The sequence below is a fragment of the Veillonella parvula genome (assembly GCF_048309325.1).
GTDB classification, from domain to species: Bacteria; Bacillota; Negativicutes; order Veillonellales; family Veillonellaceae; genus Veillonella; species Veillonella parvula_T.
Genome location: NZ_DBFBTX010000005.1, coordinates 155583 through 177641, shown reverse-complemented (window position 1 = coordinate 177641; position 22059 = coordinate 155583). Strand labels below are relative to the sequence as shown.

Here is a 22059-nt window from a genome sequence, read left to right as displayed (position 1 = left end):
CTATACACTATAAGTAAGGAATGTTACGGATGTGACAAGATCTAATTTTCCTTCAATGGCGTTCCATCTAAGCATTAATTGACCATCATCACTTGTATATTCTTCAACAATGCCCAATTCTTTAAATACATCGATAGATGTTAAAGCACTGCGATTATTTTGATCTGCCGGCTTGCGGCGCAATATATCTTGTTCAACATTATAAACCGACTGACTGCGACCTCGCATGGACTGTTTTATTATGACATACATTTGTCTAAGCCCTTCTGTAGAAAGCTTAATCGGCTCTTCAGTCAATGGTTCAATAGCTTGAATCATGAGTTGCGGAGAAACCATACCTTGCCATTCATTCTTTTGCAAGGAAAATGCCACTTTTACCACAGTTCCCACAAAGATAGATTTAAATAAGTCTGGACGATTCCAAGCTATAGCATCTAATGTACCACTCGAAGTTTCAAATATTATCTTACAATGATTTTTTAATTGGCCCATGAGCATAATATCTTGCACGGTAGCTTCCATAATAGCAAAGACTGGCGTGCTATTGGCCATCCCATAAGGTTCAAGGTCTGATACGCGGTCAATGATATCGACATCGATATCATCAACAGGTAGTTCCGCATCAATAGCAACCACAGGAATATATTCCTCTTCTGTAATAACTGCTTTGCAATACTTGGTTAACCGTTCTCGTAACTCATCAATACGATTTGCATCGATGCTAAAGCCTGCTGCCGCAGCATGCCCGCCAAACTGTAGCAAGATATTCTCACAAGATTTTAATGCATCATATATGTTAAAGCCATCTATACTACGGCACGAGCCTTTACCAATGCCATCATGAATACTGATGACTAAGGTTGGTTTGTAAAACTCCTCTACTAGACGAGAGGCAACAATACCAATAACTCCTGGATGCCACTCTTCGCCGGCCACAATAGTTACATAATCAGCTTTATGTCCTTGATTAGCTACATCAACACGAGCCAACTCATGAATATTTCGTTCTAACTCTTGTCGTTCACGATTCGTTTCATTTAGTTCCGCCGCAATTGCCTCTACTATATCCTCGTCATCGGTCACAAGTAGTTCGACCGCACGCGTTGCATGCGTTACGCGACCCGCTGCATTAAGACGAGGTCCTAAGGTAAAACCAATATGTCCAGATGTAATAGTTCGTTCATGGAGCCCAGCTACATCAATAAGCTTTTTGATCCCCAAGTTAGGTTCCCTATTCATCTTCTCAAGGCCTGATTTTACAATGATACGGTTCTCACCGACCAAAGGCACTACATCGGCCACAGTGCCAAGTGCAACGATATCTAAATCATCTAAGTACCATTCTCCGCGCTTTGTAAGCCACAAGGCTTGGCATAACTTAAAAGCAACACCTACTCCAGATAAGTTTTTATCCTTATACGGACAGTCCTTTTGCTTATGATTTATAACGGCCTTGGCTCGTGGAATCATATCAGGCGCCGTATGATGATCCGTAATAATCATATCGATACGGTCTCGTACAGCCTCTACAATATCGTAAGAACTAATGCCGCAGTCTACAGTAATGACTAAAGCCGTTCCCCGTTCAATAAGGTGCTCTAAAGCCTCTAAATTGAGGCCATACCCTTCACTTTGACGTTCTGGTATGTAATAGGTAACATCGGCACCTAATTTCTTTAAAAATCGATAAAGTACTGATGTTGCAGTAATACCATCTACATCATAATCACCATAAATGACGATTGGTTTGTGACTTTCAATTGTTTCCAGAACTAGTGAAACAGCCACATCCATATCTTTTAATGTAAATGGATCTAACAAATCTGACAAAGTACCTTGTAAAAACTGACGACCTTCGTCTACATCAATGTGACGATTCACCATTAATTTAGCCACAATAGGGTTTACACCAAGTTCACGGATTAAGATATTCTCTTTCTCTTGATCACCTTTACAAAGGCGCCAACGTTTTTTCTTAATCATCATATCCCTCAGTAGTTTATAATCAATATTATTCTTGAATTCAACGTATTATCATTATCATTTTTATTTATTATACCTTAAAATGCAAATAAAATAAACTATTTTATATATTTTATTCTCATTTAAATCTTGCTATTTTCTCAACAAGAAAGAGCCTCCCATTATCAATAGGAGGCTCCATATCAGTGAATTCCTTAGAACCGGAAGTCCCGTTCGCCGTCTTTCATCTGTGCAATATAAGCTTTAGCTTTATCTTTAACTAAATCATTTTTGATATTTTCTAACTGTTGTTCAATAACCTTAGAACCATGAGCCTTAGTTTCATCATTGCCGTAATCCATGATATATTCGTTCAATGTCATCAACGCATTTGGTTGACAACAGTTGTGAATTTGACCGGATTTTGCAAGAGCCATGAATCGATCCCCAGTTCTACCTGCACGATAACAAGCAGTACAGAAGCTTGGAACATACCCAAGGTCTAGCAACCAGTTAACGATTTCATCTAATGTACGCGTATCACTACGATCGAATTGTGCCGTATTATCTTCTGGCTTTTCTTCTTCTTTGTAACCACCTACACTAGTACGAGATCCACCACTAATTTGGGAGATACCTAATGCCAAGCCACGTTCACGCATGGATTGACTTTCACGAGTGGACATAATCATACCTGTATACGGTGTGGAGACGCGGATAAGAGCAACAATTTTTTCAAATACATCATCAGGTACAGCATTACTGAAATCATCTACATCGATATCATCCGCTGGACAAATACGAGGTACAGAAATAGTATGTGGACCTACCCCATACACAGCCTCTAAATGTTCTGCGTGCATCAACAAACCAACGAAATCGTATTTATAATGCTCCAAACCATAAAGAACACCGATGCCTACATCATCAATACCACCTTGCATAGCGCGGTCCATCGCCTCTGTATGGTAGGCGTAGTCGCTCTTAGGGCCTGTAGGATGTAAGGCTTCATAGTTTTCTTTATTATATGTTTCTTGGAATAATGTATATGTGCCAATACCAGCTTCATGTAATTTTTTGTAGTCCTCAACGGAACAAGCTGCAATATTTACGTTTACACGGCGGATTTCACCATTTTTATTTTTGATACCGTAAATCGTCTTGATGGATTCCAAAATATATTCTAGTGGATTATTTAATGGATCCTCACCAGACTCAATTACAATACGCTTATGGCCCATCGCTTCTAACGCAATAACCTCTTCTCTGATTTGGTCTTGCGTTAATTTTTTACGTTTAATATCGCGGTTTTTGGAGTGGTACGGACAATACACACATCCATTGATACAATAGTTAGACAAGTATAACGGTGCAAATAGAACAATACGATCGCCGTAGATAGCCTTCTTGATTTCCTTTGCTAAAGCAAAAAGCTTTTCCTTATATTCAGGTAACGGACATTCTAAGAGAACTGCTGCTTCTCGGTGGTTTAATCCCTTAAAAGTAGCAGCTTTCGCTAAAATAGCATCTAACAACTCCCGATTTTCCTTGTTTTCCTCTGCATAGGCAAGTGTGTCAAGGATTTCCTGATGGGAAATAAATTCCTCCGCCTTTGGAGATTTTACATCATACATAGTACTTACCTCAAATCTTTCTAGTGGCAATGCCACCCCTCTTTAGGTTTATGAAAGTATATGACAACCAGTCTTCTGGTATTTCACTGATACTGTACATAGTATACCACTATTCCTACTAAAAAGCACAGGAATTTGATACATGCAAAAAGGTTGCCACCTCATAAGAGGAAGCAACCTTTATATCATGGGAGTTTCTAATCTATATCGATTATCTATATCGAATATGACTAAAATGTATATGGTTTATTCATTCAATTACGATCACCTGTAAACAACAAAAAATCCCTAGTGGAAACCACTAGGGATTAATAGTCTTATAAAATTAAGCTTCTACAGGGTATACGCTAACTTTACGGTTATAACGACCAGCACGTTCAAATGCTACTTTACCAGGCACAAGTGCAAATAAAGTGTCATCTTTACCAATACCTACGTTAGTACCAGGGTGGAAGTGAGTACCACGTTGACGAACGATGATGTTACCGCTCTTTACGATGGAACCATCATGGCATTTAACACCAAGACGTTTAGATTCACTGTCACGACCGTTACGAGTACTGGACACACCTTTTTTATGTGCGAACAATTGCAAATCAAAAGTAAACATTAAGTTCACCTCCTATATTTCGTGAATTTGGACAAACTCTGGATATTGACGGCTAATTTCCTCCAAACCGAGAAGCATAGTCCCCAGAATATCCTGTCCACTCTGATTAATCGTACCAGAGAGAACTATATCACATTGACCTTCGCTATTCGTATACTCCCCTTCTTGTCGAGCAATTTGGGTGAGTCCTAACATTGCCGTTGCCGACAAGGCGGACACTGCGGCACATACGATATCGAAGCCATGTTCATCATATCCTGCATGACCGGACATATGACAACCAACTACTTGACCATCACTATTCCGCTGGATTCCAATGGAAACCATAATTAAGCTTGGATAGATTCAATACGAACTTTTGTGAACGGTTGACGATGGCCTTGACGACGACGGTAGTTGGATTTAGCTTTGTATTTGAATACTAAGATTTTTTTACCTTTACCATGCTCAAGAACTGTACCTGTAACTTTTGCACCGTTTACAAGAGGAGCGCCAACTTTAACGTCGCCGTCATTCACTACAGTCAAAACTTCTTCGAATGTAACGGACTCGTCAGCAGCTGCTTCCAATTTTTCGATAGTAATTACATCGCCTTCAGCAACGCGATATTGTTTACCACCAGTTTTAATAATTGCGTACATGAGAACACCTCCTTGTTATCGAACTCGCTGAATTCGGTATCCCGACCCGAACTTCGGTCGGGCGTTTAAACCTGCTTCACGCGGATTGCAAAGTTCAGTAAACCGAACTAATACTGATATAGTATATCCTATTTACACAGTCATGTCAAACAAAAATCAACAGAATCCGCTCAGTTTCTAACACTTTCACATATATATACCTTAAAATTCTCCAATAATCCCAAGATGTTGTAAAAGTATCTTTGTACCGATGAGGATCAATACACCTCCACCTACTATATCTGCATATTTTCCAACAAATCGGCCCATAAATTTACCTAAGTAAACACCCACTAAAGATATACCAAAGGTAATAACACCAATCATCGTAGATGCTTTCCATACATTAATAGGTAAGAATGCAAAGGTCAGTCCTACAGCCATTGCATCAAGGCTAGTCGCTACGGAGAGCATCATCATTTCCCAGACACCCAAGAATTGCTTATCATCGTCCTCTTCATCATCATCGCTAAGTCCCTCTCTGATCATAGCGATACCTAAATAACCAAGAAGGCCAAAGATAATCCAGTGGTCCCAATCAGCAATCACATCGATAAATTGACGACCGATGAGCCAACCAATAAGAGGCATAAGAAACTGGAACAAACCAAAAAGAAATGCCAAGGTTACCTTGCGACCATTCTCACCTACAGGCATTGTCAGCCCCTTACCAATAGATACACCAAAGGCATCCATCGCTAGGCCTATACTAATTAATATAATTTCAAATACAGACACGGTACTCCTCTATAAACAAACTACATATTATTCAGTGACAGCCATCAGGGAATACCCTTCACGGCTAATTTGTGGATTTACCACAATAGAAATCTTGCGCCCTATAGACTCACCCAAATCCACGAGAACAGCCTTTGTTAAATACTGAGCTACCTCCGGATGAACTTCGAGTTCTAAATCTGTTTTAATACGTCCCGATTTAAATAACTCGCGGATACGACGCACAATCTGCATATATACAGTACGCCCTGACAACATATAGCCCGTACCACCGCATTGAGGGCATGTATCAAACATCAAGGTTTGCAAGCCTTGGCGAGCTCGCTTTCGGGTCATCTCTACGAGGCCAAGCGAACTAATGCCGCATACAACAGTTTTCATTTTATCTAACTTAGCTTGTACCCCCAACAATTTTAACAATTCTTGTTGATGCTCTTTATCTTTCATATCGATGAAATCAACCACAATGATACCGCCAATATCGCGCAAGCGCAATTGACGACAGATTTCTTTTGCCGCTTCTTTATTGACTGTGAAAGCTAAATCTTCCAGCTTATTAGATTTACCAGTGTAATGAGCAGAGTTTACATCAAATACTGTGAGGGCCTCCGTATGGTCAATACGGATTGAACCACCAGAAGGAAGATTAATATCGCGAGAGATAAGATCTTCCAATTGAGGTTCAATGTGATTTGCTTTAAAAATCGGTGTGCTATCACGATGACGTGTTACTTTAATTTGTTGTGACGTAGGTCCATGCCCTAAGAGGTCCAGCAATCGGGGTTCTCCCATATCGGAATCGACGATGATTTCCTCTACATTGCGATGCGCATAGTCCCGTACAAGGCGGAACCAGAAATCCGCGTCACTATATAAATCAGTACCGCTCTTAGCCACCTTAAAGCGCTTCAACACATGTTGCCAGGTCCGCCACAGATACTCCATATCGCGACCGATTTCATCGGCACTGGCCTTAGCTGCTGCAGTGCGAATGATAAAACCGCAACCTTCTTGTACATAAGGGGCTGCCAATTCTTGTAGTTTACTGCGCATGGTTTCGTCTGTAATTTTCTTGGAAATATGCATGCCTTCAGAATATGGTAATAGTACCATAAAACGACCGGCCAAACTGACGTCTGCAGTCACGCGGGCACCTTTACCAAGCATTTCTTCTTTCACTACTTGAACGAGAATTTGTTGCCCCACAGATAAGCGTGGCAAAATTTTCTGTTCCTTCCCTTGTTGTAAGTTCAAGTACGCATTTTGAGAGCCCCCAATATCAACAAAGGCCGCTTGCATACCATTCAATACATTCTTTACTGTGCCTTTGTACATATGATTTGCCATATGAGACTCATCGGTACGCTCCAAGACAAAGTCCACTAGCTGACCTTCTTCATCGATAACAGCCATGCGAATTTCTTCGCGCATAACATTGACCAAAATTTTATGCATCCTATCCCTCCCTTCTTTATCAGCTAAATTATAATTAGTAATTAATCTCTAATGGCGTATAGCGACCTTCTTCGTTTTCTACCATAATGGCTTTACGGTGAATTTCGTAATCTGAAGTAATAGGCCAATTATACTGTTCTTTACCAAGATTCCATACTTCGCTAGGTTTAATAGTCCCTTGCGGATAAATACCGATGCCCATTGTAAGAGTCACCATGTCATCCTTAATAGAGGCTACGACCGGTTCTTTTACAAACTCTTTTACATCAATGGTACGAGTTTTCTTAGGTGTCACCTTTTCATAAGAAATTTCCGTTGCTTTATTAAAAGGTTTAAGTAACGCATCCCAATCTGCATTTTTATCTGTCACAGGACCTGTTACCTCATAGATAGCAAAGTTACAAATGGCCATCATCTTTTTCACCTTTTCAGGCATTTCTTTACCATTTAGGACCTCAAGACCAGGAGGCGCTACGCGGTTTAAGCGGTCCATAATAGACTCTAAACTATCATCTTCGAGCACATCCATATCGATATATTCAGCCGCTGCCGTTACGCCTAAAGCAAGAGCAGAGGAAAAGCTAATTTTCATATGAGGGTTAAAGCCTTCAGAATATGCCATTTTAATTTCTGCTCGACGTATCATCCGCTCTACAGCTTGAGCATAATCAAGGTGTGACAGGAATCGTAATTCTTCGCCCTTATTTAAGGCCAAACGTAACTTTTTCAACTCTGCCACCCTCCTTATAGTCAATAATAGCTGTATTGAGCTCTGGACATACATTACAGCCCTTGCATGGAGCTCGACGACAATCGCCTGTAAGATTAGCTGCCACCGCTTGTTCCCACTCGCGTTTTAAGAAAGCTTTACTTACAGTGCAATCTAAATGATCCCAAGGCAATGGCTCATCGAAATCTCGTGTACGACGTGCAAAATACGCAGGATCCAATCCGCAGTCAGCGAATGCTTTCAACCAAGCTTCATAGTTAAAGAACTCAGTCCAACCATCAAATTTACAACCAGCCTTCCAAGCCTCTACGAGAACTTTAGATAGTCTACGATCTCCACGAGCAAAAGCGGCTTCCATGTAGCCAGTATAACCATCATGATAGTGATAAGAAATGTTACGATTATTGATGAGAGACTTCAAGTAACGTTGTTTACGATGAATCTCCTCCACATCTTGTTGGCCATACCATTGATATGGAGAATGTGTTTTTGGTACGAAGAAGGATACGCTCACCGTTACAGAGCCATTACGTTTGCCTGTAATATCACGGTGCAAGTCAAGCACCTTGTACGCAAGATCTGCAATACCAGCCAAATCTTCGTCTGTTTCTGTAGGAAGCCCCATCATAAAATACAATTTAACCGTGTTCCATCCTGATTTGAAGGCATTAGTACATGCGGCCAACAAATCTTCTTCACTAACGCCCTTATTGATAACGTCACGCATCCGTTGCGTACCTGCTTCAGGAGCAAAGGTAAGACCACTCTTGCGCACTTGCTGTACCTTTTTCGCAATATCGATAGAGAAGCTATCAATACGCAATGACGGTAAGCTAACGCTAACTTGTTTATCTTTAAACTCTTCCATGAGCATATCTACGAGTTCAGGCAATTTAGAATAGTCCGCAGAGCTCAAACTCATCAAGGATATTTCATTGTACCCCGTATTGGCAATTATATCTTTAGCAATCTGTAACAAACGTTCTGGCGTCTTTTCACGAACCGGACGATAGAGCATACCAGCCTGACAGAAACGACAACCACGCGTACAGCCACGGAATAACTCCAATACAGCACGGTCATGCACTATATCAAGGAACGGTACAACAGGCTTTGTTGGATAGAATACATTCTCTACATCCTCTATAATACGTTTCTCAACGGTTGCAGGTACGTCTTCGAAACGCGGCGTAATCGATTTAAAATCGCCTTGTTCGGTGTATTCTACATCGTATAAAGCCGGGCAATATGTGCCAGGAATTTGGGCTACTTTACGCAAAAAGCCTTCTTTGCCACCTGGGAAGCCTTTGGCTTTTTCTGCTTTAAATAAGTCGATGAATTCATCGCCCCACTCTTCGGATTCACCGAGGGATACGATATCAAAGAAATCAGCAATAGGCTCTACATTATACGCACAAGGGCCACCGCATACAAGCAGTGGAAAATCTAAATCACGCTCCTTAGCATACATAGGAATGCCTGCTAAATCGAGCATATTTAAAATGTTAGTAAAACTCATTTCATATTGAAGCGTAAATGCTAACACATCAAAGTCTTTAATAGGCGTACGTGTTTCTAAGGAAAATAATGGAATATTACGCTTGCGCATTTCCTCTTCCATATCGTGCCACGGTGCAAATACGCGCTCGGCTACCGCATCTTCACGACGGTTTACGAGACCATACAAAATCTTGATGCCCAAATGACTCATGGCCACTTCGTACACATCGGGAAAACCTAAAGCCATAGTTACATCAACAGTACTGTGATCTTTCACGATACTATTGTATTCGCCGCCCGTGTAGCGAGCGGGCTTTTGGACATGTTGTAACCATGACGTATCTAATTGAATCATACATCCTCCGTCTTTAATGAAAGACTTCTTTCACAATCAATCCTATGAAAGGATATTAAAATATATATTTTGTCCGCTGTCTAGCAATATTTAATAAAATGCCAATGCTCAGCATATTAGTTGTTAGCGCACTAACACCATAGCTAAGGAATGGCAACGGAATCCCCGTTACAGGCATGATACCAATCGTCATGCCTACGTTTACGAGCACTTCAAAGGCAAACATCGTACCAATACCCGTTGCTAATAACATACCGAAATTATCATTGCAGGTATATGCTACTTGAATGCTGCGATAAATAAGCATAAACAATAATAGCAATACTACAATGCATCCTACAAAGCCAAATTCTTCGCCGATTACAGAAAAGATAAAGTCCGTATGATTTTCTGGTAAAAAGTTCAACTGACTTTGAGTACCATTAAAGATACCTTTACCAAAAATCATACCCGACCCGATGGCAATCTTAGATTGAATAATATGATAGCCAGAACCGAAGGGATCAATATCTGGATTTAAAAATACTAGAATACGTTGCTTTTGGTATTCTTTCAGTACAAACCAGCCCAAAGGCATCAAGAGTAAAGCCACGCTCGCAATGATTTTTATAAGCTTAGTTTTGATACCAGATATAAAGAGCATCCCTACAAATATAGCAATATATACGAGGGATGTCCCCAAGTCAGGTTGTAAAAATACGAGAAGGATAGGAATCCCTACATATAACACTGGCATCAATAGGGATTTAAAAGTATCTAACTTGCCAATGCGCGGTTCTAACATTTTAGCCATACAGATAATCATCAATAGTTTAGAAAACTCTGAAGGCTGGATAGTAATTGGCCCCAGTTGAATCCAACGCTGTGCACCTAGTGCGGAGGTACCAACTACCATAACTGCAATTAACATAAGCATGGTAATCACATAAATCATATTCCCCCACCCTTTAAGGCGATGGTAATCTAGAAATTGCATGCCTATAACGACAGCTATATTTGCTAAAAAGAATACGAGTTGTTTTACCACTAAACTACCAAAACCGATAGCTTCATGATTCACATGGGTAGCACTACCAATAGCTGTAAGACCAATTCCGACAAGTAATATAGTACATATGATGATAGTCCAATCGCTATCTGTCCATATTTTACGCCACATCATATCACCTATTTCAACTTGCTACGGCGCCACAAGCTTTGTTTCCCTTGCACCAATAAGCGTTGCGTGGTCCAACCGCCACGATTAATGTAATGAACATTGTTAGAATCCTCAAAAATAGACTCACCTACTGTTGCAAGACTTGGTGTACTATCTTGCTCCTTCGATGTTTTTTTCTTAGTTACATAAGCATCGAAGTGCTTTTGTACATCGTAGTCTTCCCAACACTCACCGGTAGTTACATAATCAACAAGAGGTGCTAACATAGCTTTTAGTTCACTAGAAACAAATTCTAACAAACGACCATCTTGTGTATAGGTCAAAATATCCTCATCATAAGGAATTATAGCCCCTACATATTCAGCACGAAGGACTTCTAACATATCATATAAATGGATATCCTCTCCATCGATAGGTACTGCATTAAAAGCAATAGCATAATCACGAATATTATGTTCTTGACATACTTGAATCATGCGTGCCCCATTACGCAAGGACACCCATAAAGGATGCGTCACCACGATGCAACGATTTACTAATTCTAAAATAGACTCTATGCCCTTACCGATACCAGCAGGAGCATCAATTAAAATATAGTCATATGTCTCAGAGAGGCGACGGACTAATTTTTTATATTTTTTACGACCTATATCTTCCCAACGAGCACTTTGGCTAGCTGGTAGGAAATCTAAGTTTTCAGCAATTGATACAATGGCATCATCCATATAGTCTTTATCTTCGCTCGCATCTAATGCGTCGTAAATAATTTCATTTGCCACTCCTAACACAAGGTCTAAATCGCGCAATCCAAAATCTCCATCACAGAGCAATACGCGATGCCCTGCATTGCTTAAGGCTGAACCCAAGCAAGCGGTAATCGTAGTCTTACCTACGCCCCCCTTACCGGATACAACGCCGATTATCTCGCCCATACTAATCCTTTCTTGGTTGTCCACTAGTTACCGCATTCTGAGGTTTTTGCCCTTTATTAATACTTGTCCCCGTAGCAGTTTCCTTATTGCCCTTACTATTTGTATCATTAGATTTCTTATTCACTGGTACATTGAAGTACGCAGCCAATATATCTCTTACGATAGGCCCTGCAGAGCCCGCACCAAAGCTACCTTGCTCAACAAGTGCAACCACTACAATTTGTGGCTTATCATATGGTGCATAGGCTACAAACCAGCCGTGATCTCTGCCATGTGCATTCTCTGAAGTACCTGTTTTACCAGCTACATCAATAGGGAATCCTTTAAACAACTCCCCTGCTGTACCACCTTCATTAGTAACATCACGCAAGCCTTCGCGAACAAGATCCATAATATTTTTTGGTACAGGTAAGATACCGAGCTTGTCTGGGCCAAAGATTTCTTTTGGCGTGCCATCCTTATTATCAATACGGCTCACTACATATGGGCGGTATTTAATGCCACCATTTGCTACTTCACTGAGCATAACAGCCATTTGTAATGGTGTCACCAAAGTAAAAGACTGACCTATGGCCGCATCAAAGGTTTCACCTAAATACCAATCTTCATCATACACTTTGCGTTTATAAGCAGGACTTGCCATATTACCAGAGGCCTCACCAACAAGATTGATGCCTGTCTTTTCGCCAATACCAAAGTAGCCAGCATATTTTACAAGTCCTTCTATGCCAACGCGATTGCCCATTTCATAGAAGTAAACATTATCTGATTTTGCAAGAGCTTTATTAAAGTTAAGCCACCCTAATGCTTCACCTTCTGCATTTCGTTTATCGATAAGCCAATGTTTACCACTATCAAAAATCATTTCTTCAGGGGTAACCTTTTTCAGGTCTAAAGCCGCCGTACCTGTAATAATCTTGAACGGAGAACCTGGTGGATATTCACCAGAAATAACCTTATTATCAAATGGATGATTCTTATCGTTATTCAATTGATTCCACTGTGCCGTTGTAATCCCTTTCGCAAACCAGTTAGGATTAAACTCAGGGGCGCTGACCATGGCCAAAATGGCACCCGTATTTGGATCCATTGCTACTACAGCAGCTCCTTGAGCTGGAATGCCTTGGGCACGCAACTGTTCTAATTGGTTCTTAACAGCTTCTTCAGCAGCCTTTTGTAGATTTGCATCTATTGTCAAATGGATATTAGATCCAGGCACTGTATGCTTTCTATCTACCTCCGCAACCGGTCGGCCTGTAGCATCAACCTCTACCTGTTTACCACCATCAGTACCACGCAAGATGGAATCATATAGTTTTTCAAGACCAGAACGGCCTAAAATAGTACCACCACTAATAAGGGTATTTGGATCTTGCTGTTTTAGCTCTTCTAATTCTTCTTCGCTCACTTCACCCACATAACCAAAGAGCTGAGAAGCCATCGTTTCATATGGATAATAGCGAAGTGGTTCTACATCTATGGTAACACCTGGTAATTCATGACGATGCTCTTCGATGCTTGTAACTACATCCATAGAAATATCATTAGCAATACGAATTGGCTCATAACCATATTTATGATCATTTACCTTTTTTGTAATATCTTCTGGTTTAATTTTCAGCAAAGTTGCCAACTTAGCAACTTCACCTTCGTCTAGAGCCTTCCCCGTAGGCAAAATGGAGATAGTGTATGCCGGTCTAGAACCTACTAAGATCTGACCATTTCGATCGTACATAATACCACGAGCAGCTGTCATGGATACCATGCGCAAACGGTTGCCTTCTGCCTTAGCTTGGTAATAACCACCAGACAAGATTTGCAACGACATCAGGCGTAATGCCAAGACTATAAATATGCCGGCTACAATGTAAAAGAGTACATCAAAGCGATTCGTTTTTCTTCGTTTATAGAGGCCTTCAAGCACTCTTTCACCCCCTTAATCCTTACCAAATATAACCTTGTTGTTCATCATCTTTACGCCATAACAAACCATGCACAATAGCGCCTAACAAGCCATTCCAGAACATCACGGGTAATACCATATGCCACAAGTATAGTCCAAAGTGCAAATCGCCACCACTAGCTAATATCATAAAGCTACGAATAACGCCATCTAGTAGCGTACAAATAGCTACTATACCGCTAGACCAATACCAGCGTTCTTCATAGATACGATGCTTTACGGCAGATAGTAGGTATACCACAATTACGTAAGGGAATAGATGGAGCCCAAAAAAGTTAGATATCAATACATCATGTACGATACCCCCAACAACAGCGGATATCAGCCCCATACGACGACCTTTAAATAAAGTAATCATAACAATTATCGTCAAAATTAAGTTTGGTAACCAATTTGTATGAAAAATAGTAGGCAATAATTGCGCTTGTATAAAATATATTAAAAATCCAGAGAGAACTAAAGCTAGACGCATCATTGTTTAACGGCCCCCTTTGCACCCTCTACTTGATCTCGTTGTGTTTGAGGCACAAGTTTAGGTTCAAGTTCTGGTTTTTGTGGTGCACTTAGAGAAGACGAGGTAAGCACAAAAACTTCTTCTAAACGATGAAAATCTACACTCGGTGTGACTACCGCATTTTTAACAAATCCTTCCGAATCATTTTCGATAGATTGCACGTTGCCAACAGGTAGACCTTTCGGATAAATGCCTCCATATCCAGAGGTAATCAACTTATCACCTACCAATACATCACCATCGCGAGCAATATTTACCATAGATGGTGTACGAGGTGTATTGCCATTACCTTTTACAACGCCAGACAAACGAGATTCAGGTCGTTGTACAAGGATACCTATTGCGCTACGCGGATCAAGAATGGTTTGAACGCGAGCAGAATGCGGATATACATCTGTAATAAAACCAACGACACCACTAGGTACAACAACAGCCATATTAACTGCCATACCTTCTTCACTCCCTTTATCAATGGTGAAAGTATTTGTCCAAGTACCGTAATCCTTTGTAATGATACCTGCTAGGGTCATGGAGAATTCTGGATGGCTACTCTTATAGTTTAAAAGCTGACGAAGGCGAATATTCTCTGCTACTACTTCATCGTAGTTAACTACCTTTTGTTCCAATGTAGCTTTACGAGATGCTTCCTCTTCACGTTCGATAGTAGAGAAAATAGCATTATTAAGTACTGTAAAGCTAGTTTGGACGCCCTCTAATAAACGAGCTGACCCATAAGAGAAAGGCGTTGTAATTCCTTCAAGGGTAACCGTAACAAAGGGAATACTAGTCCGTTGCTTCCACGCAAAGCCGAGCAATGCCATTAGGATACAACCAATGACAACGATGATAATTAACTTTTTATCTGACTGTATCATGCTAGTCTCGGCCCTTTCTATTCTTAGAATTTACAATAAAACGCGATAAGCTCACCAAATCAGATGAGGCCCCATTAAGGCCTACCACAACTTTTGTTTCAGGTGCTTCAGGAACGTGAACAGGTACACCTACTTCAGTACCAATCCGATCCGCTAATCCAGATAGTCTTGCCGTACCGCCAGTAAGCCATATGCCATGTTGCATAATATCAGCCACGATTTCTGGTGCCGTAGCACGAATCATTTGCTTAACCTCATCCAAGAGTCCTATCAAACATTCATTTACAACTTGGTACACTTCAGATTGATGAATCACGCAACGTCTACCTAAGCCGTTCATCATATCGCGCCCCTGAAAGGCATACTCTGCATCCTCTAAAGGAGCGATAGCTGTACCTAATGTATGCTTAATATCTAATATGGTCTCATCAGATACGATAACGCCAAAACACTCACGAATATAGCGCAATAAGGCATTATTAATATCAGAACCACCAAAACGAATTGTTTTGCTATCTACGATACCACCTAAAGAAACAATCCCCATATCAATAGTGCCACCACCGATGTCAATGACCATAGATCCTTGCGCTTCAAAGATAGGCACACCACAACCAATAGCAGCCGCCACAGGTCGTTCAATGAGGAATACCTCTCGAGCACCAGCTTGAATAACAGCATCCATCATAGCTCGTTGCTCAACATCGGTCATGCCACAAGGAACCCCTACGACAACGCGGGCTCGACGCAACGCATTAGACACCTTATTAAGAAAGTAGCTAAGCATAGTATGCATAACGCGATAGTCAACGATAAATCCATCCTTTAAAGGCGTTAACGGACGCCACATATCGGGCATGCGCAATACGAGGCGCGCCGCTTCATCACCAACGGCTACTACTTTTTCTTGTTTTGTATCAGTTGCTATAATCGATGGTTCGCTTATAACAGTCCCTCGCGTCCCCCCCATGAGGCGCGTTTGTATGGAACCAATATCTATACTTACATCTTTTCCTAGAGTAGGTAAAATGGAACTCATAGTAATTTCTCCTTCATTACATCATCATTCCATTTTACCATATATAACGCGACTTTTTCCATTGATATCAGTACCTTTTCTTTTGTTAAAAGCACAGATAACGCATAATCCCTGTACTCATAAGTCATACATAAAAATTACATAACTTCATACATATAATCTCATACACAATAAGGAAAAGCACTCATTTATAGGAACTTACCCATGCGTCAAAATTAGGTATAGTTCAAAATGAGTGCTTTTAATAATCTTACTTGGCTTTGTTCAGTTTATTTAGGCTCAGCTCAATTTACCAATTTCGCTGAGGCTCGTAAATTCATTATCCCCTATAACAATATGATCAAGTACAGGAATCCCCATAAATTGACCAGCACTAACAAACATTTTCGTTAGCCGTATATCTTCATCACTTGGTCTACTATCACCTGACGGGTGGTTATGGATTAGAATAATAGCCGCCGCATTGCATGCTATAGCTTTTTTAAATACTGCTCTTTGCTCTACAAGGCTTGATACCAATCCACCATTAGAGATATGTTCCAACTGAATAAGCTTATTTCGAGATGTTAGCATGGCAGCCCACACATGTTCCACATCTTCGTGCCGCAGTCGTTCCATCACATATTGAGCTATTACAAAAGGTTGCGAAAAATCTTCATAAGTCTCTTTAATCTTAAGCTCCCCTAGACGCCTACCCATTTCAAGTGCTGCGCATAGCGTCACTGCTTTATCTCTACCAATACCCTTGATTTTGATTAAATTATCTACGGTCATTCGGTTAAGACCATATACGCCATCATCAAAGGATTGTACGATATCACTTGCCAAAGAAATCGCAGATTGCCCCTTTACCCCTGTACGCAATAAAATAGCCAACAACTCCTCCATTGCCATATGTGAAGGGCCTAAGGCGAGAAATTTTTCTCGCGGGCGCTGGAATGGTAGCATATCTTTTACACTTACTGTTGGTACTTCCATAGAATCTCTCCATTCAAATAGATAACACCATTTGTAAATCAAACAATAAACACATCTACTCTCTTAAAAATTATTCAGCACAGCACAGCACAGCACAGCACAGCCAATTATATCACTATCTGTCTAATACGCTAGTACTATTTTGCCCCTAACGCCTTGCACAGTTCCTCGTATACATGTTCAACTGGTAACCCTACCACATTAGTATAAGAGCCCTCTATTTTATCTACCCATAATGCACCTTTTCCTTGGATGCCATAAGCTCCAGCCTTATCCATCGGTTCCCCACTAGCAATATAAGACTCAATTTCAAAGGGTGCTAATTGTTTAAAATATACTTTTGTTTCATTGTGAAAAACTATCTCCTCCCCTTTGATGAGTAACGCGACTCCAGTGATTACAGAATGTGCTCTACCCGATAAATGCTCCAACATATGGCGTGCATCGGATTCATCATGTGGCTTTCCTAATACTTTATTATCAAGGACAACAATAGTATCTGCGCCTAACACAATACTTCCGTCTGGAACACCTACAGCACAACGAGCCTTACCTAATGCTTGGGCTTTCACCATTTCAATAGGGTTGTCGTAACCCTCATTAGATTCCTCATAAGTACTGGATACAACAGTATGATCAATCCCAACCTGTGTTAATAATTCAGTTCTACGTGGTGATTGACTCGCCAAATATAATCCAGCCATATACGCTCCTTCGTATTAAAAAACTTGTACATAAAATTCTTGGTATAACTAAACTATCCTGCCTATCCCCCAGAACTTACCATCCCTTACATAGTTGTTCCTTTATCTTCTTTTGAAGAAATTAATCTTTCATAATATTCTTGTACATCTTCCCCATGTTTTACCGCATCAGCTCGCACCGCTGCATAAAATACAATATCCGCTTGAGGCACACGAATACGGTCAGGCACATGCTCTTCTAATATTTCAAAGAATCTATCGTCGGCTTTCAACAGCAAACGACCATTTTTAACTTTATTTCCATCTACAATAGAATACACAAGAGACCAAATCGGGCGCGGGTCAGAGGTAGAACATTTTCTATATTTATAGCGGTATTTAATATTTGTCAACAACTCACGTTCAAACTTGAACACCCCATCAATCATGTTATAATCTACTTCAAAATGACGATTTCTAAAGATAGAGTTCTCTTCAATCACAAGCTTTGTATCTGTCAAAATATATGTATATCTACTAACAGCCTGTTTAACCATAACAATGATGGCCATGATTTCAATAAAATACTCAGCTAATAAAACCGTATGTAATTGAATACTGCGATACGTTGTATAAGCTGCTGCACACAACAATAAAATCACAAAAAATACTACCAATAACTCTGCACTTCTGGTGCGCTGAGATTTTTCTTCATATAATACTGTCATGCTTTACCCCTTTTAAAGAAATCACTAATTAATAACTATACATCCTATTATAAGATATTCTATGCATAAAAACTACAAAAACCCCGTCTATATCCAAGATATAGACGGGGTTTTATGACTCTATTAGTCACTCAGTTCAGATGCGAACTATATTATTTTTTCAACGCTGCTGTAATACGTTGAGTATCACGAGCAATCATGATTTCTTCGTTTGTAGGAATTACGAAGATTTTAACCTTAGAGCCTTCAACACTAATTTCTTGTTCTTTACCACGAACATTATTGCGTTCAGAATCAATACGAGTACCTAAATATTCCAAACCGTTACAGATTGCATCACGGTTACCAATACCGTTTTCACCAATACCAGCAGTAAAGATGATAGCATCTACACCGCCCATAACAGCAGCAAAGGCACCTATTACACGGCGAACTTTGTAATGGAACATATTCAATGCCAATTGTGCGCGTTTATTGCCATTAGCAGCAGCTTCTTCAATCACACGGAAGTCATTGGATACACCAGAAATCCCTAAAACACCGGATTCTTTATTCATAACTCTATCAATTTCTTCATAGGTCATACCTGTTTTTTCCATCAAGAATGGAACGATAGCAGGGTCAATATCACCTGTACGAGTACCCATAATCAAGCCGGACAATGGAGTGAAGCCCATTGTAGTATCGATGGAGCGACCACCTTTAATAGCAGCCACAGAGGAACCATTACCCAAGTGGCATGTGATAATACGAAGATCAGTCATATGTTTACCCATTAATTCTGCACAACGTTGCGCTACATATTTATGGGATGTACCATGGAAGCCGTAACGACGAATACCATAATCTTCATAATAAGAGTAAGGAAGCGCATACATATATGCTTCTTTTGGCATAGTTTGATGGAATGCAGTATCAAATACAGCAACTTGAGGTACATTTGGCATAATAGCTTCACAAGCTTCAATACCTTGAATGTTTGGTGGGTTATGCAATGGTGCAAGAGAAGCACATTCTTCCAATGCTTCCATAACTGCTGGAGTAATCAATACGGAATCAGCAAATTTTTCACCGCCGTGTACTACACGGTGACCTACAGCATCGATTTCATCCATGGAAGAAATAACACCAAATTCAGCATCAACTAAAATATCTAGCAAAATGCGAAGCGCTTCTTTATGGTTCAAAATTGGTTCAATGCGTTCTAATTTATCTGCATTAGGACGTTTGTGAGTGAAGATAGCATCTTGATCACCAATCTTTTCAAAAAGACCTTTTGCCAATTCTGTTTCAGTTGTCATATCAAGTAATTGATATTTCAAAGAAGAACTACCGCAGTTAACTACTAATACGTTCATCGATTAACCCTCTTTCTGTTGTGTAACTTGAATCTTGTTTTGAATTTCTTTGCTGATATCAGCACCTACCTGATCCTTTTCAGGATATTGGTAGATTATATTCCACAATACGCCATGATCTAAGAATACGTATTGAGAAATTCTAAATATTTGTCCTTGCGATGTAACAGTAACATCAAGCTTTTTAGCAGATGCACCTTCTAATGCTACGGACTCTTCTTTGATGGTCGCGCCTACTTTAGCAAATTCAGACTTACTGTGATTAATATACTCATCTACCGTAGGTAACGGTTTATTTTCACCAGGCCGTAAAGCCTCAACCTCAATTACCATATGTTCTGTAACAGATCCATAAATATCGATTGGATACCCCTTATCAGACATATTTTTTGTACTTTTACCCATTTCATAAGGCAAAGCAATGGTAATTTCAGATTGACCAGCACGGATAACTTGATGGCCAAAACTATATGTATCCATTACATTTGTAGAGCCACATCCCGCCATTGCTAGCAGCACAGCACCGAGCAGAGCCCCTTGTAATGTACGTTTCCAATTTTGTTTCATCATATACCTCACATCAATTCAGCATTTACAGTTAATTATAGCCTATAGTGTCAAGAAAATCTATACTAAACTTAATATTTGCACATAACATCATTTCTATAACCAGACCTTTTATATGGATATCATGAAATGTTATTTACAGCATTTCTTCGCTTTGTTACACTAACAATAATGAAAGGAGTCACTATGAAAACAATCGGTATCATCTGTGAATATAATCCATTTCACAATGGACATGCGCATCAATTACATACCTTAGCACAAGAGCATCCTGAAGCGCTGCGCATTTGTATCATGAGTGGTTCCTTTGTACAACGAGGAGAACCTGCTATTTTTTCTAAATTTGACCGTGCTCGTTGGGCTATTCTCGGTGGTGCAGACATCGTTATCGAGCTACCTACACTCTATTCTTTGGGTAGTGCACAACTGTTTGGAACAGGTGCTATTCGCATGGTAAAAGCTTTACATATCGATGCACTCTCCTTTGGTTCTGAAACGGCTGATCTAGATACACTCGTTGATATAACTAAACGTATGGATTGTGAAAGTACTCAAACAGTATTACGGACCTATATTAACGAAGGTATGTCCTATGGCTCTGCCTTCCGTAAAGCCCTTAATACAGAGATGCTCAACACCCCTAATGCACTGTTAGGACTTGAATATATTCGGGCAGGACTTACCTATTATCCTTCCTTAAAATATATACCAATCTTACGCACATCAGATCATCACGACGCGAATATTACAAAAGATTTTCCTTCTGGTACAGCATTGCGTAAACTTATAACAAATATGGCTACAGGTAGTAACAATTGTAATAAAAATAGTATCTACACTTCTACAGATATAGATACAACGACCAGTGCAAGTACAAATACAAATACAAATACAACTTCAAATTCAAATTCAACTGCAACTACATTAACAAAATTAAATACACTAAATAGTAAAATAGAGTTACAACTTCAGTCAATCATTCCTAAGACTATTGCAGACGATATGACTAATATAATTTCTAATGGTGCTTATGTAAACTATAACCGCTACTATGATATGGTCCATACCTTAAGTCGTCGTACTTCAACTAAGGAGCTAGAAAGCTTTGGAGAGTTCAGTGAAGGCATTGAACACTTATGGTCCAAAGCGGCCCAACAACCTACGTGGGACCTGGTTATGAAGCAAATAAAATCAAAGCGCTATACCTATGCCCGTTTACAACGAATGGGAGCCTATCTCACCTTAGGAATACAAAAAGATTTACTACAAAGTGCTATACAGGAAGCGCCACAATATGCTCGTTTACTGGCCTTCAACGATAGAGGTCGTCAATGGCTTCGAAATGATTTTGAAATACCACTTATTCAAAAATGGGCCAAAGCACCTAATGAATTAAATACGTTGGGACAAACGATGCATCAAATCGATACATTAGCTACAGATATACAGGCCTTATGCTTACATAATGAAGTTAAACGAATAGGTCATATGGACTACACCTATACGCCACAATACATAAAATAAGCAGAACTACAATCTGGTAGAAACATTCTGCACATAAATATAAGAGTCAAATAATTTAATTTTATTAAGATAATC

At 39.9% G+C, this 22059-nt stretch carries 21 protein-coding genes; 1 reads left to right on the top strand and 20 read right to left on the bottom strand.

The window, feature by feature from the left end; genetic code table 11:
- The 20 genes from recJ to ACMKPP_RS05350 form a co-directional block, all read right to left on the bottom strand.
- Nucleotides 1-1983 carry a single-stranded-DNA-specific exonuclease RecJ gene (gene recJ, locus ACMKPP_RS05445; protein ID WP_418369390.1) on the bottom strand — a complete coding sequence of 661 codons (1983 nt, stop codon included), beginning with the start codon at nucleotides 1981-1983 and terminating at the stop codon, nucleotides 1-3.
- A 194-nt stretch (nucleotides 1984-2177) separates the two neighbouring features.
- Nucleotides 2178-3596: a [FeFe] hydrogenase H-cluster radical SAM maturase HydG gene (gene hydG, locus ACMKPP_RS05440; protein WP_004696428.1), complete on the bottom strand. Its 1419-nt coding sequence runs from the start codon at nucleotides 3594-3596 to the stop codon at nucleotides 2178-2180.
- Nucleotides 3597-3921: 325 nt separating this feature from the next.
- Nucleotides 3922-4206, bottom strand: coding sequence for a 50S ribosomal protein L27 (gene rpmA / locus ACMKPP_RS05435; protein WP_004696430.1), 285 nt, complete (start codon nucleotides 4204-4206; stop codon nucleotides 3922-3924).
- A 12-nt stretch (nucleotides 4207-4218) separates the two neighbouring features.
- A complete protein-coding gene (locus ACMKPP_RS05430; protein ID WP_008601403.1) occupies nucleotides 4219-4533 on the bottom strand; it encodes a ribosomal-processing cysteine protease Prp in 315 nt (104 codons plus the stop codon).
- Nucleotides 4534-4535: 2 nt separating this feature from the next.
- The gene (rplU, locus tag ACMKPP_RS05425; protein WP_004696434.1) at nucleotides 4536-4847 is read right to left on the bottom strand and encodes a 50S ribosomal protein L21; all 312 of its coding nucleotides are present in this window, start codon (nucleotides 4845-4847) and stop codon (nucleotides 4536-4538) included.
- Between the two features lie 201 nt (nucleotides 4848-5048).
- Entirely contained in the window at nucleotides 5049-5624 is a 576-nt protein-coding gene (locus ACMKPP_RS05420) for a manganese efflux pump MntP (protein ID WP_316708498.1), read from the bottom strand.
- A 27-nt stretch (nucleotides 5625-5651) separates the two neighbouring features.
- Nucleotides 5652-7079, bottom strand: a complete 1428-nt coding sequence (locus ACMKPP_RS05415) for an Rne/Rng family ribonuclease (RefSeq protein ID WP_418369389.1) — start codon at nucleotides 7077-7079, stop codon at nucleotides 5652-5654.
- Between the two features lie 34 nt (nucleotides 7080-7113).
- The gene (locus ACMKPP_RS05410) at nucleotides 7114-7809 is read right to left on the bottom strand and encodes a TIGR03936 family radical SAM-associated protein (protein WP_128114055.1); all 696 of its coding nucleotides are present in this window, start codon (nucleotides 7807-7809) and stop codon (nucleotides 7114-7116) included.
- Entirely contained in the window at nucleotides 7781-9664 is a 1884-nt protein-coding gene (locus tag ACMKPP_RS05405) for a TIGR03960 family B12-binding radical SAM protein (protein ID WP_418369388.1), read from the bottom strand. The genes ACMKPP_RS05410 and ACMKPP_RS05405 overlap by 29 nt, the downstream gene beginning before the upstream one ends.
- 55 nt (nucleotides 9665-9719) lie before the next feature.
- Complete coding sequence (gene rodA / locus ACMKPP_RS05400; protein ID WP_083791376.1) at nucleotides 9720-10823, bottom strand: rod shape-determining protein RodA; 1104 nt, start codon at nucleotides 10821-10823, stop codon at nucleotides 9720-9722.
- 8 nt (nucleotides 10824-10831) lie between these two features.
- A complete protein-coding gene (locus tag ACMKPP_RS05395) occupies nucleotides 10832-11755 on the bottom strand; it encodes a P-loop NTPase (RefSeq protein WP_278457617.1) in 924 nt (307 codons plus the stop codon).
- Nucleotide 11756: 1 nt separating this feature from the next.
- Nucleotides 11757-13679: a penicillin-binding protein 2 gene (gene mrdA, locus ACMKPP_RS05390; protein WP_060919197.1), complete on the bottom strand. Its 1923-nt coding sequence runs from the start codon at nucleotides 13677-13679 to the stop codon at nucleotides 11757-11759.
- A gap of 19 nt (nucleotides 13680-13698) precedes the next feature.
- A complete protein-coding gene (gene mreD, locus ACMKPP_RS05385) occupies nucleotides 13699-14190 on the bottom strand; it encodes a rod shape-determining protein MreD (RefSeq protein WP_229039591.1) in 492 nt (163 codons plus the stop codon).
- Nucleotides 14190-15107 (bottom strand): rod shape-determining protein MreC, encoded by a 918-nt coding sequence (gene mreC, locus ACMKPP_RS05380; RefSeq protein ID WP_004698531.1) that lies wholly within the window; start codon nucleotides 15105-15107, stop codon nucleotides 14190-14192. Before mreC ends, mreD begins: the two co-directional genes overlap by 1 nt.
- Before the next feature lies 1 nt (nucleotide 15108).
- Entirely contained in the window at nucleotides 15109-16146 is a 1038-nt protein-coding gene (mreB, locus tag ACMKPP_RS05375; RefSeq protein WP_302010416.1) for a rod shape-determining protein, read from the bottom strand.
- Nucleotides 16147-16425: 279 nt separating this feature from the next.
- Nucleotides 16426-17124 carry a RadC family protein gene (gene radC, locus ACMKPP_RS05370; RefSeq protein WP_008714282.1) on the bottom strand — a complete coding sequence of 233 codons (699 nt, stop codon included), beginning with the start codon at nucleotides 17122-17124 and terminating at the stop codon, nucleotides 16426-16428.
- A gap of 137 nt (nucleotides 17125-17261) precedes the next feature.
- Nucleotides 17262-17828: a Maf family protein gene (locus ACMKPP_RS05365; RefSeq protein WP_004698546.1), complete on the bottom strand. Its 567-nt coding sequence runs from the start codon at nucleotides 17826-17828 to the stop codon at nucleotides 17262-17264.
- Between the two features lie 86 nt (nucleotides 17829-17914).
- Complete coding sequence (locus ACMKPP_RS05360) at nucleotides 17915-18535, bottom strand: hypothetical protein (RefSeq protein ID WP_195213107.1); 621 nt, start codon at nucleotides 18533-18535, stop codon at nucleotides 17915-17917.
- A 152-nt stretch (nucleotides 18536-18687) separates the two neighbouring features.
- On the bottom strand, nucleotides 18688-19893 hold the full coding sequence (locus ACMKPP_RS05355) for an acetate/propionate family kinase (RefSeq protein WP_004698711.1): 1206 nt from the start codon (nucleotides 19891-19893) through the stop codon (nucleotides 18688-18690).
- Between the two features lie 3 nt (nucleotides 19894-19896).
- Nucleotides 19897-20460: a hypothetical protein gene (locus ACMKPP_RS05350; protein WP_156697637.1), complete on the bottom strand. Its 564-nt coding sequence runs from the start codon at nucleotides 20458-20460 to the stop codon at nucleotides 19897-19899.
- 186 nt (nucleotides 20461-20646) lie between these two features.
- Between ACMKPP_RS05350 and ACMKPP_RS05345 the strand changes: the two genes are divergently transcribed.
- Nucleotides 20647-21984 carry a tRNA(Met) cytidine acetate ligase gene (locus ACMKPP_RS05345; RefSeq protein ID WP_418369387.1) on the top strand — a complete coding sequence of 446 codons (1338 nt, stop codon included), beginning with the start codon at nucleotides 20647-20649 and terminating at the stop codon, nucleotides 21982-21984.
- Nucleotides 21985-22059 lie beyond the last annotated feature (75 nt).